Here is a 16,131-nt window from a genome sequence, read left to right as displayed (position 1 = left end):
GCCCGACAACGGCAAGACCGGCAAGGCCAACACCGCGCAAAGCGATACCGACGCGGCGCATCGCAGCGGCCAGTTCGGCGCCGACGAACCCGGCCGCGAGGCGGCGCCGAAGCCCGAGCGCGGCGCCGACAAGCGTCCGCATCCCAACGGACCGGAATACGAGGAAGGCGGGCAGTATCCCGGCACCCGCAAGCCCGGCGCGCAGCGCTGAGGCGCGGGGTCAGCGCTCCTCGGCGGCCAGCCGGAACAGCAGCACCACGCAGTGCAGCGCGGCCAGCCCCACCAGGCCATAGGCGACGCGGCCGGCCATCGGCCACGGCAGCAGGCGCGCGAAGGCATCGAGATTGACCGCCGCGATCAGCCCGCTGTTCAGGCCGCCGGCCACCAGGACGACCAGCGCCGCCCAATCCATCGGCCGCAGGCCGGTCGCGCTGTCCGTCTGCCGCAGCGTGACGTCGCCGTCCGCGGCCAAGGCAAGCTCGTCATCGTCGCCATAGCTGTGCATGCGTCCCTCTCGTGCCGGTGGCCGTGGCATGCGCCGCCGGCGATGTTGCCGCGCGTCGCGGCGTCAGGCGGCGTGCTCAGCAAATGGCGTGCCGCGCGCGCGGGCGGGCATGGCAGTTGCTGCCCGCAGGTATGGCCGATGGCGGGCCAAGCTGATAGGAGATTGCCATGTCCCTGATCGTTGCCGCACGCTTCCAGACGTTCGACGAAGCCAGCGAGGCCGCGCGGCGCCTGCGCCTCGAAGGATTCCCCGAAGACGACTTCCATACCTTCTACATCAACACCGCCGGCGAGCATGCGCGCTATCCGCTGGGCGGCGACAGGGCCGCGGACCCGGATGCGCGCGGCGCTCACCTGGGCGCGCTGGCGGGCGCTTCGGCGCTGGGCCTGCTGTTCGCCCTGGCGGGCGGCCTGGCCGCGGTCTGGTCGGGCGCGGCGACGCTGGTGGTGGTGGCGGCGACCGGCGCCGGCGCCTATCTCGGGGCCTTGGGCGGCGCGTTGTGGGTGACCGGCAAAAGCCGGCGCCGCACCGCCGTGACGACGCCGCAGGGGCATCCCACGGTGCGGCAGGCCGGGGTCATGCTGGCGCTGCCGGTGGCGCCGGAGCGCGAGCAGGCGGCGCGGCGCGTTCTGCGCGAGGCAGGCGGCCATGACATCGAACGCGCCCACGGGCGCTGGCTGGAGGGCAAGTGGGAAGACTTCGACCCGCTCGAGCCGCCGCGCCACGTCGAAGCGCCCACCGTCACGCAATGAGCCGCCGCGCCGGGCCGGGCGACAGGCTCCGGGCGTGGCAAGGAGACGGAAATGAAACCGAGAATCCTGCTGCAAGCCGCGTTGGCGGCATGTCTGTTCGTTCTGCTGGCCGCGCCGCTGGCGGCCCGCGCCGCGCCGTTGACGCCGGCCGACAGCCATTTCCTGCAGGCGGCCGCGGCGGCCGGCGCGTTGCAGATGCAGGCGGCCCGGTTGGCCGGCGAGCGCGCCTCCAGCACCGAGGTGCGAGCCTTTGCGGACAAGATGCAGACGCGTTATCAGGCCTTGGATGCCGACCTGCGGCAACTGGCCCGCGACAAGCAGCTGACACTGCCGGCCAAGGCCGAACCGTCCGACCAGCGCGCGCTGCAGGCGTTGGCCGACAAGCGCGGCGCGGCGTTCGACGCGCTTTATGTCGATCAGGTGGCGCTGCAGGCGCACGAGAAGGCGGAGCGGCTGTACCGCACTGCGGCTGGCCGGCAAGGGGGCGACGCGCAGGTGCGAGAGTTCGCCGTCCGCAACCAATCGGTGCCGGCCGACTTCCTGACGTTGGCGCGCGCGCTCAAACGAGATCCGGCGACGGACGCCGGGCAGGGCGGGCCGCCCGCCGGCCGCGGCGAACCCGCGCCGGTGTCGCCGGCCGAGCGCACCGCGCCGGCCTCGGTGGCGCCGCAGTAACGCGCCAATGCGGCGGCGCCGGGCAGGGCGGGCGCCGCGGCGCTCAGTCGCCCGCGCTGCCGGTGATCGGCAGCACGATCCCGGTGATGTAGCTGGCGCAGCACGGCGCGGCCAGGAACACGTAGGCAGGAGAGATCTCTTCGGGCTGGGCCGGCCGGCCCAGGTCCGTGTCCTTGCCGAAGGACTTGATCTGCTCGGCGTCGCGGTCCGCGGGATTCAGCGGGGTCCAGACCGGGCCGGGCGCCACCGCATTGACGCGAATGCCCTTGTCGGCCAGATTGGCCGCCAGCGAACGGGTGAATGCATGGATGGCGCCCTTGCTGGCGGAATAATCGAGCAGCCCGGCGCTGCCGCGCAGGCCGGTGACGGAACCCGTGTTGATGATGCTGGCGCCCGCCCGCAAATGCGGCAGCGCGGCGCGGGCCATGTAGAAATAACCATGGATGTTGGTGCGCAGGGTCTTGTCCCATTTCTCGTCGCTGATGGCCTCCAGCCCGTCGTCATGGTCCTGGAACGCGGCGTTGTTGACCAGCACGTCGAGCCGGCCGAAGGCCTGCGCCGTCTGCGCCACGGCCTGGTTGCAGAAAGCCGATTCGCGCACGTCGCCGGCGATCAGCAGGCAGCGGCGGCCTTCGGCCTCGACCGCGCGCCGGGTTTCGCGCGCGTCGTCGTGTTCGTTCAGATAGATGATGGCGATGTCGGCGCCTTCGCGCGCGAACAGCACGCTCACCGCGCGGCCGATGCCGGAATCGCCGCCGGTGACGATGGCGGCCATGCCGGCCAGTTTGCCGCTGCCCTGGTAGTCGGGCGCCAGGTATTGCGGGGCCAAGGCCATTTCGCCTTCCCTGCCGGGCTTGGACAGGTGCTGCCCGGGCATGGGGGGGACGGGATGAGGCCGGCTGCCGGTATTGCTGGGTGTGGACATGCGGATCTCCCTGAATGATGGTGGGACGCCGTGGCGTCATCGGGAGGATCGAGCAAATGGTGTTCCCGCGGGCGCGGCCCGGCCCGGCCGCACCCGCCGCCGCCGGGCCCTGGGCGGCGTTATTGCCGGCCGACGATCACGCCGAACAGGAATGCCGCGCCGGCCACCAGGCCGATGGCCTGCCAGGGGCGGGCGTGGATGTATTCCTCGGTGCAATCAATGGTCTCGCGCACCATGTCCTGGGCGCTGTCGGAGGCATCGCGCAGGCTGTGGCGGGTGTCGCGCAATTGCTCGGCAAGGCGTGCCTTGAGCGCTTCCAGGTCAGTGCTGGTGGCGTCGCTCAAGGTGGCTTCCAGCTCGTCGATCCAGCTTTCCGGATGGCGCCTGCGACGGCGGGCGGCGCGGTCGTCGGGGCCGTTCTCGGGGAAGTCCGAGGGGACGGGAGTGTGGTTGTTGGCCATGAATAGCTCCTGCTGTTAGCGTTGGCGAAGGCATGGCCGCGGTCCGCTGCGGGCGCGGCGCATACAAGGAAGGTGGCACGGATCAGCGCCTGCCGGGGTCTTGCATTGCATCTCGTTGTGAATGTTCGTTTTACCCACGAACTTGCATCCCTGCGCGCGTTGCCACATCCGCTTGCAATTTGGGCAGGGGCGGGACGGCGTGCCGACCCGGCCGGCCTGACCGGCCGCGTTCAGGCATCGCCCAGAAAGGCCAGCAGCCGGCGTTCGTCGGCGTTGAGCCCGCGGGCCCCCGTCGGCGCGGCCGTCCGTGGCGGCAGGCGCCCGGCCAGATAGGACTCGATGATCGCGGGATGCACGTAGCAGGCGCGGCATACCGCAGGCGTATTCGCCAGCCGCTGTGAGACCTGCCGGATGACCTCCACCACTTCCTGCCGGGCCTGCCGTTCGTCTTGGCGGGGGCGCGCCTGCAAGGCCGCGTAGGCCAGCACCGACCCAGCCCAGGTGCGATAGTGCTTGGCGGTGAAATCGGCGGCCCCGGCTTCGCGCAGATAGGCGTTGACCGCCTCCGAGTCGATCGCATGGGCCTCGCCGGCCTCATCCAGATACTGAAACAGCTGCTGTCCGGGAATATCCAGGCAGCGTTTGATGATGCGCGCGATGCGGCGGTCCTTGACGGTGACGTCGTGCGCCACGCCGCTCTTGCCGCGAAAACGCAGGCGCAGGCGGTCGCCGCTGACACGCGTGTGGCGCCGCGTCAGCGTGGTCAGCCCATAGGAGCGGTTGGCGCGGGCGTATTCGCGCGCGCCGATGCGGATCAGCGTGTCTTCCAGCAGACGCACCACCACCGCGATCACTTTGGCGCGCGGCAGGCCGGACGCCTGCAAGTCGCGCGCCACCTGGCGCCGGATGCGCGGCAGTTGCGCGCCGAACGAACTCAGGCTCTGATACTTGTCGGCATCGCGCAACTGCGCCCAGGCGGCGTGGTAGCGGTATTGCTTGCGGCCACGGGCATCGCGCCCGGTGGCCTGCAGATGGCCTTGGGCATGCGGGCAGATCCACACGTCCTCATAGGCCGGCGGGATCGCCAGCGCGCGGATGCGGGCCAATTCGGTTGCGTCGGTGATGCGTCTGTCGACGGTGTCGAGGTAGTGGAAGGTCGTGCCATTGACCCGCACCCGGCGGTAGCCGGGGCCGGTGTCATCCATGTACACGAGTTCGTCGTTGGCGGGGCGGGCCGCCGGCGCCCGGCTGCGGTTTGCCATGTCCTCTCCTGCGCGTCGCCGCTGCGCCGAGCAAGTGGCGTGCCCGCCGCGCGCGGCGGGCGGCGGTCCCCGGGCACGCCACTTGCTGCATGGCGTGCTGCAACCAGGGAGCATTGCATGACGCATTCATTACAGGACTTCAACGTGGCCATTCTGGTGACAGATGGCTTCGAACAAGTGGAGCTGACCGATCCGCGCGACGCGCTGCAGCAGCAGGGCGCGCGCACGGTGGTCGTTTCGGCGCGGCGCGGGCCGGTGCAGGGCATGCGCCACAACGACAAGGGCGATAGGGTCGAGGCGGACCTGACCTTCGCCGAGGCGAATCCGGCGTCGTTTGACGCGGTGCTGCTGCCTGGCGGCGTGATCAATGCCGACGAGATCCGGCTGCATTCGCAGGCGCGCGCATTCGTGCAGGCCATGCACGAGGCCGGCAAGCCGCTGGCGGTGATCTGCCACGGTGCCTGGCTGCTGATATCGGCGGGACTGGTCAAGGATCGCAAACTGACCAGTTGGCCATCGCTGGCCGATGACCTGCGCAATGCCGGCGCGCGGTGGGTGGACGAGGAAGTGGTGGTGGACGGCCGCTGGATCAGCAGCCGCAAGCCGGACGACATCCCCGCGTTCAACCGGCAGTTGTTGCGCGTTTTCGCGCTGGCGCGCCATTGATGCCGGCGTGGCGCGAGCAGGAGCGCGGCCTGGAATGGTCCGGCCGCGCAGCAGGTTACGTCTTCAAGGAGAACGCCATGTCAGACCTTCTGTATTTGCATGTCCCGCCCAAGCCGGACCCCATTCCGCCCGGTTCGCCGCCCGGCGACCTGCCGGTGGACCCGGATACCGACGAGCCGGAAGTGGACCTGCCGCCGCTCGAGCCGCCGTCGCCGCGCGGCAAGCGGACGACCCTTCATTGAGCGCCGCGACGCTCGCCCCAGCCACCAAGAACAACTCCCGGAGTCATCATGTCCACCATCCTGTTGATCATCCTGATCCTTTTGCTCGTCGGTGCGGTGCCCGCCTGGCCGTACAGCCGCGGTTGGGGCTATTACCCCAGCGGCCTGCTCGGCATTGTGCTGATCGTGCTGATCGTATTGTTGCTGACAGGCCGCTTGTAGCGCCTCGGCGCCCGATCCGGGCCCGGCCCGTTCAGGCGCGCCGCGCCGCCCGCGCGCGCGCCTGCGCGGCCTGCCGGCCGCGGTGCTGCAGCCGGCGGCGGCTGATCCAGATGACCAGCCCGGTGACGAAGAACAGCAGGGGCAGCAGGCCCAGGAAGGCGGTCAGGACGCGGGTCGGCAGGCCATAGAGGCTGCCGGAATGCAGCGGGAACATCACCGCCAGGAAACGCTGGGCGGCCGTGCCCGATATCGGATCGGCGCGCGACAGCAGATCGCCGCCGCGCATCGCGATGAACATGCGCAAGGTGCCGACCGGCTGCCAGTCGTCGGCGCGGCGCACCCGCGCCTGGTAGACGCCGCGCGCCGGGTCGCGCCGCAGCATGACCAGCGTGGCGTCCGGCGGCGCCAGCGCGCGCGCCCTGGCGGCGGCGCCATCCCAACCGATCTCCGCTTCGCCCGCGGCCAGCGGCGCCTGCGGGGCGGCGCGCGTCTCGGGCGGCACCGTCGCCACGCTGGCGACCAGTTGGCGGCCCAGTTGCGGCAATCCCATGAAGAAGCCGCTGCCGGCCACCACCAGCAGGAACAGCGCCGCGATCAGGCCCGCGGCGCGATGCAGCTCGTAGCTGGTGCGGAAGGCGCCGACGCCGCGCGTCACCGTGACCGAGCGGCGCCAGTGTCCCGGCCGCGGCCAGGCCAGGTAGAGGCCGGCCAGCAGCAGCGCCACCCAGGCGACGGCGAGCCAGCCCAGCACTTCGCGGCCGGTCTTGCCTTGCAGCAGGGTCATGTGCCAGCGCAACAGCAGCGGCATCAGGTGGGCGCGGTCCAGCGTGACGGCGTCGCGGTCGCGGCTGGCCAGCAGCTGGCCGGAGCAGGCGTCCACGCCGGCCTCGTTGGCGGCGGTCGAGGCATGCTTGAATTGCACCCGGTAGCTGTCGGCCGGCGCCTGGGGCAGGGTGATGGCGGCGATCGCGGCGCCGGGCCAGGCCTGCTCGACCGCGCGGGCGGCAACCGAGGGCGGCAACGGCGCGGCGCAGACGCCCGCCGTGTTGCGCAGCATGGCAGCGTTCAGCCAGCCGTCAAGCTCGTGGTCGAAGGCCAGCAGGCTGCCGCTCAGGCCCGCCAGCACCAGCACGCTGCCGAGGATCAATCCCGTCCAGCGGTGCAGGAATGACAGGGCGGAGCGCAGGGGCTTGCGAAGCTTGGCTTTCATGTGGCGTTCAATGACGGCAGCGGCGGGTGGCGCGCAATTGTACCGAGGCGTAATATCTGGCGGCGCTTTTTTGGCGCCATTCCAGTCTCACCGCCTCCGACCCGTAGCGACATGAAGATCCCCCTGTTGATTTTGATTGAAAGCGCGCACGATTTCCTGCCGGTCATCGAAGACCGCGGCTTTCGCTGCATTCTTGCCACCACGCCCGAGAAGCGGGCCCAGGCCATCCGCGACCACGCTGACGAGATCCGCGTGGTGCTGACCCGCGGCGCCACCGGTTTTTACGCCGAGGAAATGGCCGCGCTGCCCAAGCTCGAGCTGATCTGTTCGCTGGGCGTCGGGTTCGAGAACATCGATGTGGCCGCCGCCCGCGCGCGCGGCCTGCAGGTGACGCACGGCCCCGGCGCCAACGCCACCTCGGTGGCCGATCACGCCATGGCGCTGCTGCTGGGCGCCGCCCGTCACCTGCCGCAGGCCGACGCCTGGGTGCGCCAGGGGCATTGGAATGGCTTCATGGGGCCGCAGGTATCGGGCAAGCGCCTGGGCATCGTGGGACTGGGCACCATCGGCCTGGAGATCGCCAGGCGCGGCGCCAATGGCTTCGGCATGACGGTCGGCTACTACAACCGGCGGCCGCGTCCCGAGACCGGCTACGCCTATTACGACAGCCCGCGCGCGCTGGCCGAGGCCAGCGACTTCCTGGTGGTGGCCACGCCGGGCGGCGCCGATACGCGGCACCTGGTGAACGCCGCCGTGCTCGACGCGCTCGGGCCGCAAGGCTATCTGGTGAACATCGCGCGCGGCAGCGTGGTCGATACCGAGGCGCTGATCGCGGCGCTGGCCGAACGCCGCATCGCCGGCGCCGGGCTGGACGTGGTCGAAGGCGAACCGGTGGTGCCGCCGGCGCTGCTGAAGCTGGACAACGTGGTGCTGACCCCGCACAGCGCGGGGCGTTCGCCGGAAGCGGTGTCGGCGACGGTGGCGCTGTTCCTGGAGAACGCCACCGCGCACTTCGCCGGCAAGCCGGTGCTGACGCCGGTGCCGCAGGGCTGAGGCGCCGCCGGCGTCAAGCGGAGGTCAGTGCGAGAACATGATCGGCACGGTCATGCTCCTGAGGATCGACGCCGTGGCGCCGCCCATCGCCCATTCGCGGAACTTGCTGTGGCCGTAGGCGCCCATCACGATCAGGTCGGCGCTGTAGTCGGCCGCCGCGTTCAGGATGGTGCTGCCCACGCCGACGCCCTTGATGTCGCGGCGCACGTGGTCCGGCGCCGGCATGCCCTGGGCGATGCAATAGGTGGCCAGGTCCTCGAACGGCACGGCCTCGTCGTCGCGGGTGGCGGCGCCTTCGTCCATGGTCAGCACCACCAGGTGCGAGGCCAGGCGTAGCAGCGGCGCGGCGTCCGCCAGCGCGCGGGCGGCTTCGCGGCTGCCGTCCCAGCAGTACAGCACGCGTTCGCCGACCACCGGGAAATCGCCGCTGGACGGCACCACCAGCACCGGCCGGCCGGCGCTCAGCAGGGTCTGTTCGACGAATTCATTCTCGTGCACGGCCTCGACGTCCTCGCGGTTCTGCTGGCTGACTACCAGCAGGTCGCTGGTGCGGCCCAGCCGCGCCATGCTGGCGCTGGGCGAGCTGGCGCCGGCGCGCACCGCGGCCGGCACGTCGGCCGCGGCCACGGTTTCCAGGAAGGCGTTCTGCACCGCGCCGCGGTTCTGCGCCTGCAGGTCGCGCATCACGTTGAGCGTTTTCGACATCATCACGGACTCGCCGTAGTAGTACTGCGGCGGGGCCGAACTGGCATAGATGCCGACCAGTTCGGCCTGGTGGCGCCTGGCCAGGGCCAGCGCCACGCGGGTGCGGCGGGGGCAATCGAATCCGTGGTCCAGGTGGACGGAAATGCGGCGATACATGGCGGCCTCCTTTTGAGCGCGGTAGGCCTCCATCGTTGCGCGTTCCGGGCATTCCGCCCTTGATGCGCGTCAAGCGCCCCGCAGTTTGGCGGGGTTGCCGCAAGCGGCCGCGGGCAGCGGGCGTGTCAGGTCTGTTGCACGCGGTCGCGCAATTGCCGCACCTGCCGCGCCTGCTGGGCGATGCGGTCGAGCGGACCGGCCAATGCCGGCGCGGCGGCGTTGACGGCGGCCGGCACCGCCAGTTGGCGCAGTTCGACCACCGGGGCCGGTTCCTGCGGATGCAGGGCGTGCGCCAGGGCCAGTCCGTAGTCGCGCAGGGCCGGCGCGGCCGCGCTGTCCGGCGCCAGTGCCGGCTGGATCTCCAGCACTGTGCCGGCGGCAGTGACGCGGCGCATCGCGTTCAGCAGGTTGACCGCGGTGTCCACCTTGCGGTCGCGGTGCACGGGGTTCTGCTGCAGCCGCTGCAATGCCGCCTCGGCGTTGTCGGCGGCCAGGCAGGCCTGGCGGCGCAGGCCGACGATGTCGGCGGAGGCGGCCGCGCCGCTCTTGTCGGCCGTCAGGGCCCGCGCATAGTCGGCATGGCGTTCCAGCGCGCGGCTGAGCGCGCCGGCCAGCTGGCGCGGTTCCTTTTCCGGCCACACCAGGAAGCCCACCAGCAGGGCCAGCACGCCGCCCAGCACGCTGTTGAAGGCGCGCAGGGCCGCCAGCATCGGCTCGTAGATGTCCGGCTGCTGGATATGGCTTACCAGCACGAACTGCGAGGTCAGGAAAAAGGTGAACAGCGCATAGTGGATGGTGCGGGCCGCGAACGTGCCCAGCGCGATCGGCAGCACCGCCAGCGCCACCGACAGCGGCGTGCTCAGCAGCAGGCCCAGCAGCGAGGCGCCGACGGCGCCGGCCACGCTGCCGATCACGCGCTCGACGGTGCGCTGCCAGGTGGTGGCGAAATAGGGCTGCAGGATGAACACCAGCGTCAACGACATCCAGTAGCCATGGTTGACGGCGAAGGTCTTGGACAGCGCCACCGCGATGGTGGCGCCGATGCCCACGCGCAGGGCGTGGCGAAAGGCATCCGACTCGAACCGCAGGTTCTGCCGCAGGCTGCGCCAGGCCTGCCGCGCCGGCGAATCGGCGCGCGCGGCCAGGGCCGGCGCGGCGGGCGCGCCATCCTGGTCGAACAGCGCCTGCATGATCGCCTGGGCGGTCTGCTGCAGGCGGTCCAGCACCGGCACCATGGTCGCCAGGTCGGGCGCGTAGGCCATGGCCGCGCCGCGCAGTTCGTGCAGGCCGGCGCCGAAATGCGCCAGCCGCTCGCGCAGGCAGTCGGCCTGCCTGGCGTCGCTGACGTCCGAGGTGCTGGCGATGGCGTTGGCGACGCTGGCGTAGCGATGAAAGGCGTGTGACAGGTTGGCGCCGGCCGAGCGGCCGAGCCAGCGCGGGGCGTTCGATTCCAGCAGATCGGCCGCGGCCACCAGGGCGATGAAGCTGTCTTCGGCGCTATCGAGCAAATAGAACAATTGCTGCGCGCGGGCCTGGCGCGAGGGCCGCGCGTCCTGCACCTCGCGGATGCGCACGCGGGCCGCCTCGAGCGCCGCGCGCATGCCGCTGCGCTGGGGACGGGTGACCGCGCTCCAGGCCTGCGGGCCGGCGGCGGGCGCCAGGCCCGAATACATGCGCGCCAGCGCATCGGCGAAATCGGCCAGGCCGCGATAGCAATGCGCCACCGCGTGGGTCGCGTCCTTCCAGGGACGGCGGCGCCACACCAGCGCGGTCATCAGGATGGCCCAGAGCGCGCCGGCGACGAAGAACAGGGTGTACGACAGGCTGGCCGCGAGCGTCGGCGCCGGCAGCTCGGCCGCCACCACGAAACCGGCCGACAGCAGCGTGCCGACGATGGCCGCCGCCGGGCCCAGCACGCGCAGCAGGCCGCCGAAGGTGCAGCAGACGAAGGTCAGCGGCAGCAGCAGCCACAGCGTGTGCGCGCTGGCGCTGGCCAGGAAGCAGAACAGCGCGCCGATCAGGCCCAGCGCCAGCATCGACGCGGCGCGTTGGCGCAGCGGACCGCCCGGGTCGCCGAAGCAGGCCCAGAAGGCGGCGATGGCGGTCCAGCCCAGGCGCGGCTCGTGCGCCAGCACGGCCAGGATGACGGGTGCGGCGCTGATGGCCGCGGCTTGCAGGGCGTCCAGCCAGAGGACGTGGCGCAGGGAAACGCGCCAGCGGGAGAGCAGGGTAGTCACGCGGAAAATGGGCGGAAAAATAGGCCGGTACGGCGGAAAAGTCGCAACGCTACCATGTCGACAAGGACAAAGAACACCGATTAATAGGAGCGTCCGAAAAATGCGGTTTTCATGAATCTGAATGGCCTGAATACCACTGGTTACATATGTGTGACTTTGGCGCCGCAAGCGTGCAAAATACCCTGGAGTAAATGCGCAAAATCGCATAAAAAAACATTGGCGATCGAATACGCTGGGTAGTACACAAGGCAGTAAGAAGCAAGGTAGCAAGATATTCCTGCAGGCCGACTGTGAATACTCATGTCCAATGTGCCCCGCTCTGCGCCCGGACAGCGCAGGCCGTACTCCGGGGACTTAAGGAGCGAACATGACGCCAACTCACGAGGCTTCCACAAGCTCGGTGGTGAGCGACGACGAAGTCGCCGCCATGATTACCGGCAAAGAAGGATTGCGGGTGCTGCTGCAGCCGCAAGTCGACCTGTTGACCGGCCGCATCGTGTCGGCCGAGGCGCTGGCGCGCTGGCAGCATCCGCAGCTGGGCGTCGTCATGCCGGCTGAATTCATTCCCACCGTCAACCGGCTCGGGCTGGACAGGATCCTGTTCGAGCGGGTGGCGCAGCGCGTCATCGACATGCTGCAGAGCATGCGGCGCACCGGCATGGCGATTCCCATCGCCATCAACGCACCGGCCTCCACCCTGTCCGACGAGCGCGCGGTCGAGTTCCTGCTCGAGCGCATCCACGTGGCCGAACTGCCGGCGTCGCTGCTGCGCGTCGAACTGACCGAAGACCAGCCCATCAAGGAGCTGGAATCCTTGCGCGCCACGCTGGAACGCCTGGAACAGGCCGGCTGCGAGGTCAGCCTGGACGATTTCGGCACCGGCCACGCCTCGTTGAAACTGCTGTCGGCGATTCCTCTGTCCGAGGTCAAGATCGACCAGTACTTCGTGACGCGCATGCGCCGTAGCGCGGTCGCCTTCGAGGTGCTGCGCACGGCCGCCGAGCTGGCCACCCGGATGGGGTGGCGGGTGGTGGCCGAAGGGGTCGAGAACGTGGCCGACGTGCCGGCGTTGCGGGCCGCGGGCTGCCGCTATGGCCAGGGCTACGCGCTGGGCCGGCCGATGCCGCTGGATGACCTGATGATGCGGCTGCGCGTCCAGCGCGACCGCGGCGAACCGCTGGCGGCGCCCGCCAGCTATGCCTCGGCCTGGCTCGACGCCTTCGATCCGCAAGACGCCGAGACCGGCCTGCCGGCGCACGTCACCACGCAATAGCCGCGCTTTTTACTTCCCGGGTCCTGAAATTACCGGTGCCGCATCATGCGGCGGGGTGGCGCGCGCGCCACGCCCGGGCGGGCACGGCAGTTGCTAGGGAATCCCTGGCGGAAGTGGTTCCGCCTATTAGGAGATTTGTCATGGCAAACCCGAATCAGCCCGGCCAGCAACCCGGCCAGCAACAGCAGCCGCAAAAGCAGCAATCGCAGGAAAATCCGAAGGACCGCAACCAACCGGGCCAGCAACAGCCCGGCCAGGGCGGCCAGCAGATGGACAAGGACCGCAATCCGGCGCAGCAGCCGGGTCAGTCCGGCCAGCGGTCGCAGACGCAGCGCTGATGCGTTGACGGGCCCGCAGCAAGCCCGCGATCCGGCCGCCGCGCCGGCAGGCACAGGGTGAGTGGCGACGACGCCCGCGCGGGGAAACCCGGCGCGGGCGTCGTCGCGTCGCGCCGGTTTCGGCCCTGATCGCGATGCACTGGTGCCGCCATATGCCTTGCGCCATGGCGCGCGGGTCGCTAAGGTGCCAGGCAGGGCCGCCATGAGGCCCGCCGGAACGCGGCCGCGTTTCGCGCATCGCCAACAGGACCATCCATGGGTAACGCCTCCGCCATGCCGCGCCGTTCGTTCGCACGCAAGCTCCTGATCGCGCTGGTGCTCGCGGTGCTGCTGTTGGGGGCCGTGGCCTGGATCGGCATGCGCGTCATCGAGCGCCACATCGCCGGCCTGCTGGGGCCGCGGGCCCAGGTGGGGGAGGTGCGGCTGGGGTTCGACGCGGTGGTGCTGACGGACGTGAAGATCACGGGCGCCGAGGGCGTCGCGCCGGCCAGCGCGCGGCGCGTGGTGGCCGAACCCGACTGGGGCTCGCTGCTGCGGCGCCAGCCCGTGTTCCACAAGATCACCATCGAGGGGTTCGATTTTGCCGTGCTGCGCGCGCCCGACGGCGACATGCAGATTTCCCCGGCCCTGCAGGCGGCCTTGCGCGAGGCCGACGGCGACGGCGGCCAGGCGCGAGCCAGGGGGCCGGTCCGGGCCGACGACATCATCCTGGACGGCGGCCGCCTCGACTTCATCGACTCGGCCATCACCAGGCCGCCGCACCGCATTCCGTTCGAGAACGTGTCGGCGCGCCTGCATCCGCTGGTGCTGCCGGCCGACGGCCAGCAGAGCCAGATGGAATTCAAGGGCTCGGTGCGCGACAACCGCAGCGGCGCGGCCACGGTGCAGGCGCGCGGCTCGCTGGAAGTGGGCGGCAGCGACGCCGACATGACGGTCGCGGTGCGCAACATGGATATCCGCTATGCCGCGCCGTACCTCGCGGAGAACGGCGCCGGATCGCTGGCCGGCGGCGCGATGGACCTGGATATGCGCACCACCATCGCCAAGCGGCAGTTGAACGCGTCGGGCGTGGTGGCGCTGCATGACCTGAAGTTCAGCGGCGACGGCTCGCTGTTCTCCTTGCCGCGCAAGGCGGTGCTGGCCGCGCTGGAAGACCGCAGGGGCACGCTGCGCATGGAGTTCAAGCTGGCCGGCAGCCTCGACAATCCGAAGTTCTCGGCCTCGCGCGGTTTCGCGGCCCAGATCGCGCGCGGCTTCGGCCGCGCCATCGGCGTGGGGGCCGAGGGCGCGGCCGGCGGCGTGGCCGGCGCGGTGAAAGACCTGGGCGACGCGATCTCCGATCTGTTCACCCAGTGAGTCAGAAACGGTAGTTGGCGCTCAGCTCGACCCGCCGGCCTTCGCCCAGCAGCCATTGCGTCTGGTTGTAGTAGGCGGTCTCGGCATACTGGCGGTCGAACACGTTGAAGGCTCGCAGCGCCAGTGTCAGGTCGCGCCGCGGCTCCCATTGCAGCGCCAGGTTGGTGGTGGTGTAGCCCGCCATTTCCAGCCGGTTGGCGGCATCCGCGAAGCGGCGGCCGACATAGCGCAGGCCGGCGCTGGCGGTCCATTGCTGCGCGAACTTCCAGCTGACCCAGGCGTTGGCCACGCGTTCCGGCACGTCGGTGGGGACGTTGCCGGCGCGCGACACCGCCACGCCGTTGGCCGATTCGCTGAAGTCGTCGTAGCGCGCCCGCAGCACGGCCGCGTTCAGGTCCACGCGCCAGGCCGGCGTCAGTTCCACGCCCAGCGTGGCTTCCAGGCCGCGCGACGACTGCTCGCCGACCTGGATGCGCAGCGTCGGGTCGTTGGGATCGCGCGTCACCAGGTTGTCCTTGCGGATGTGGTAGGCCGCCAGCGTCCATTGGCCCTTGTCGTCCCAGAAGGTCTGCTTCACGCCGACCTCGACCTGGCGGCCCTTGGACAGCTTGAAGTCCTTGTTGGCCGGCGACAGCAGCAGCAGGCTGCCGATCGGATCGGCGGCCTCGGCGTACTGGCCGTAGACGGACAGCGTCGGCAGCAGGTCGTAGACGGTGCCGATGCGCCAGCCGACGTTGTTGAAGGTGGTGTCGAACGCGGTCTGGTCGGCGACCAGGTCGCGTCGTTTGAGGTCGATGTGGTCGTAGCGCAGGCCCGCCAGCACCGACCAGCGGGAGGTCAGCATCAGACGGTTCTCGGCGAACAGCGCGTATTGGTCGGCGCTGTTGCGATAGCGCGGCGTGGTGCCGGCGACGTTGATGAAGCGGCCGTGATCGACGTCGTACGGGTCCACCAGCGAGGTGCCGGAATACGGCGAATTGTTGGTGTGCTTGAACGTGGCGTGGTTCAGTTCGAAGCCCACCGCCACCTTGTTGGCCAGGCCGAACAGATGGCCGTCGAAGGACGCGTCGGTGACGTTGCCGACCTGTTGCTGGTCGTGGCGGATGTCGGTGTAGGCGCTGCGCTGGATCAGGCCGCTGGCCGGTTGCCAGGTGTAGTTCTCGGCATCGCGGTAGTCGCGGTCGCTGCCGATGTAATAGACGCGGCTGCGCACCAGCGTGGCCGGGTTCGGCGACCATTCCGCCTTCAGGTCGGTGCGGCTGTCGCGGTAGATGATCTTGCTGTCGGCGACGTTGTAGTTCTGGCGCCGCAGGTCGTAGTCGATCTTGCCGTCGATCAGCGGCGTGCCGAAGTAGCGCGTCGGCTCCTGCCAGGCGTAGGCCTGGGTCAGCGTGAAGTTCAGCTCGGGCGACACGTCCAGGCGCAACGCGGCGGTCACCGCCAGGTCGCGCGCGTCGCCCAGGCTGATGCCCGAGTTGCTGTGGTTGCCGCTGATGTCGAGCCGGTACGACCACTTGTCGTCCAGCGCGCCGCCGCTGCCGAAGCCCAGCCGCTGGGTGTCGTGGGTGCCGACGGTGGTCTGGATCTCGTTCTCGATCGGGCCGCGGGTGGGTTTTTTCGGGATCACGTTGACCACGCCGCCGATGGCGCCTTCGCCATACAGCACCGAGGCCGGGCCGCGCAGGACCTCGATGCGCTCGACCGCCCACGGGTCGTAGAGGAAGGTCTGGCCGACGCCGCCGAACTGGCGCACGCCGTCGAACAGCTGGGCCACCGAGTTCGAATCGGTGAAGCCGCGCGACGACAGCGACGAGCCGCCATTGCCAGGATGGCGCATGGCGCTGATGCCGGCGGCCTGGGTGATGGCGTCGGTGACGTTGACCGCGCCGCGCGCGCGCAGCTGTTCGTTGCTGATGACGTCGATGCTGGCGGGCGTGTCGAACGGCCGCAGGCCCAGCAGGGTGCCGGTGCTGGCCTGTTCCAGCAGGGTGGCCAGGGGCGTGTCGCCCGCGACCGAGATCGCCGGCAGGGTGGCGACGCCGGACGCCTTGGCGGCAGGCGGCGAGGAAGGAACCTGCGCATGCAGCGCGGGCGTGAAGGCGAGCGCGGTCCAG

At 70.2% G+C, this 16,131-nt stretch carries 18 protein-coding genes; 10 read left to right on the top strand and 8 right to left on the bottom strand.

Translation table 11 applies throughout. The annotated features are described in order from the left end of the window. The coding region (locus AOZ53_RS34840; RefSeq protein WP_054489897.1) for a hypothetical protein at positions 1–211 on the top strand (211 nt) is incomplete at its 5' end. 9 nt (positions 212–220) lie between these two features. On the opposite strand, the gene AOZ53_RS25585 is transcribed toward AOZ53_RS34840, so the two are convergent. Continuing rightward, the gene (locus AOZ53_RS25585; RefSeq protein ID WP_054489895.1) at positions 221–505 is read right to left on the bottom strand and encodes a DUF378 domain-containing protein; all 285 of its coding nucleotides are present in this window, start codon (positions 503–505) and stop codon (positions 221–223) included. A gap of 167 nt (positions 506–672) precedes the next feature. Between AOZ53_RS25585 and AOZ53_RS25580 the strand changes: the two genes are divergently transcribed. Next, positions 673–1,257: a hypothetical protein gene (locus AOZ53_RS25580; protein ID WP_054489893.1), complete on the top strand. Its 585-nt coding sequence runs from the start codon at positions 673–675 to the stop codon at positions 1,255–1,257. Positions 1,258–1,308: 51 nt separating this feature from the next. Beyond that, positions 1,309–1,932: a DUF4142 domain-containing protein gene (locus AOZ53_RS25575; RefSeq protein WP_054434946.1), complete on the top strand. Its 624-nt coding sequence runs from the start codon at positions 1,309–1,311 to the stop codon at positions 1,930–1,932. 43 nt (positions 1,933–1,975) lie between these two features. On the opposite strand, the gene AOZ53_RS25570 is transcribed toward AOZ53_RS25575, so the two are convergent. The 3 genes from AOZ53_RS25570 to AOZ53_RS25560 form a co-directional block, all read right to left on the bottom strand. Beyond that, the gene (locus tag AOZ53_RS25570; RefSeq protein ID WP_054489891.1) at positions 1,976–2,857 is read right to left on the bottom strand and encodes an SDR family oxidoreductase; all 882 of its coding nucleotides are present in this window, start codon (positions 2,855–2,857) and stop codon (positions 1,976–1,978) included. A 119-nt stretch (positions 2,858–2,976) separates the two neighbouring features. Continuing rightward, positions 2,977–3,318, bottom strand: a complete 342-nt coding sequence (locus AOZ53_RS25565; protein WP_054434950.1) for an ElaB/YgaM/YqjD family protein — start codon at positions 3,316–3,318, stop codon at positions 2,977–2,979. 230 nt (positions 3,319–3,548) lie between these two features. Beyond that, positions 3,549–4,580, bottom strand: coding sequence for a DNA topoisomerase IB (locus AOZ53_RS25560; protein WP_054434952.1), 1,032 nt, complete (start codon positions 4,578–4,580; stop codon positions 3,549–3,551). Positions 4,581–4,697: 117 nt separating this feature from the next. Here AOZ53_RS25560 and AOZ53_RS25555 point away from each other — a divergent pair, with 117 nt between their 5' ends. From AOZ53_RS25555 to AOZ53_RS33790, 3 genes are all read left to right on the top strand, one after another. Continuing rightward, complete coding sequence (locus AOZ53_RS25555) at positions 4,698–5,246, top strand: type 1 glutamine amidotransferase domain-containing protein (RefSeq protein ID WP_054434954.1); 549 nt, start codon at positions 4,698–4,700, stop codon at positions 5,244–5,246. Positions 5,247–5,323: 77 nt separating this feature from the next. Continuing rightward, complete coding sequence (locus tag AOZ53_RS34835) at positions 5,324–5,488, top strand: hypothetical protein (protein ID WP_180180300.1); 165 nt, start codon at positions 5,324–5,326, stop codon at positions 5,486–5,488. Between the two features lie 48 nt (positions 5,489–5,536). Further along, positions 5,537–5,689 (top strand): DUF3309 family protein, encoded by a 153-nt coding sequence (locus AOZ53_RS33790; RefSeq protein ID WP_049073601.1) that lies wholly within the window; start codon positions 5,537–5,539, stop codon positions 5,687–5,689. Between the two features lie 31 nt (positions 5,690–5,720). Here the strand turns inward: AOZ53_RS33790 and AOZ53_RS25545 are convergent, their stop codons facing one another. Further along, on the bottom strand, positions 5,721–6,899 hold the full coding sequence (locus AOZ53_RS25545; protein ID WP_054489887.1) for a PepSY-associated TM helix domain-containing protein: 1,179 nt from the start codon (positions 6,897–6,899) through the stop codon (positions 5,721–5,723). A 111-nt stretch (positions 6,900–7,010) separates the two neighbouring features. On the opposite strand from AOZ53_RS25545, the gene AOZ53_RS25540 reads away from it, so the two are divergent. Next, positions 7,011–7,952: a 2-hydroxyacid dehydrogenase gene (locus tag AOZ53_RS25540; RefSeq protein WP_054478417.1), complete on the top strand. Its 942-nt coding sequence runs from the start codon at positions 7,011–7,013 to the stop codon at positions 7,950–7,952. Positions 7,953–7,976: 24 nt separating this feature from the next. Here the strand turns inward: AOZ53_RS25540 and AOZ53_RS25535 are convergent, their stop codons facing one another. Both AOZ53_RS25535 and AOZ53_RS25530 read right to left on the bottom strand, forming a co-directional pair. Then, a complete protein-coding gene (locus AOZ53_RS25535; RefSeq protein ID WP_054434974.1) occupies positions 7,977–8,813 on the bottom strand; it encodes a universal stress protein in 837 nt (278 codons plus the stop codon). Positions 8,814–8,938: 125 nt separating this feature from the next. Further along, positions 8,939–11,050 carry an FUSC family protein gene (locus AOZ53_RS25530; RefSeq protein ID WP_054489885.1) on the bottom strand — a complete coding sequence of 704 codons (2,112 nt, stop codon included), beginning with the start codon at positions 11,048–11,050 and terminating at the stop codon, positions 8,939–8,941. 367 nt (positions 11,051–11,417) lie between these two features. On the opposite strand from AOZ53_RS25530, the gene AOZ53_RS25525 reads away from it, so the two are divergent. The 3 genes from AOZ53_RS25525 (at position 11,418) to AOZ53_RS25515 (ending at position 14,017) form a co-directional block, all read left to right on the top strand. Further along, entirely contained in the window at positions 11,418–12,323 is a 906-nt protein-coding gene (locus tag AOZ53_RS25525) for an EAL domain-containing protein (protein WP_054434965.1), read from the top strand. A 140-nt stretch (positions 12,324–12,463) separates the two neighbouring features. Further along, entirely contained in the window at positions 12,464–12,661 is a 198-nt protein-coding gene (locus tag AOZ53_RS25520; RefSeq protein ID WP_006394892.1) for a hypothetical protein, read from the top strand. 255 nt (positions 12,662–12,916) lie between these two features. Continuing rightward, positions 12,917–14,017: a DUF748 domain-containing protein gene (locus tag AOZ53_RS25515; RefSeq protein ID WP_054489883.1), complete on the top strand. Its 1,101-nt coding sequence runs from the start codon at positions 12,917–12,919 to the stop codon at positions 14,015–14,017. A 1-nt stretch (position 14,018) separates the two neighbouring features. On the opposite strand, the gene AOZ53_RS25510 is transcribed toward AOZ53_RS25515, so the two are convergent. Next, positions 14,019–16,131, bottom strand: a 2,113-nt coding sequence (locus tag AOZ53_RS25510; protein WP_369816852.1) for a TonB-dependent receptor, incomplete at its 5' end; no start/stop codon positions are given.

This window comes from Achromobacter sp. 2789STDY5608621 (assembly GCF_001299375.1).
In the GTDB taxonomy this organism is placed as follows: domain Bacteria; phylum Pseudomonadota; class Gammaproteobacteria; order Burkholderiales; family Burkholderiaceae_B; genus Achromobacter; species Achromobacter insuavis.
The sequence above is the reverse complement of the archived record's forward strand: the minus strand, read 5'-3'. Positions and strand labels throughout refer to the sequence as shown.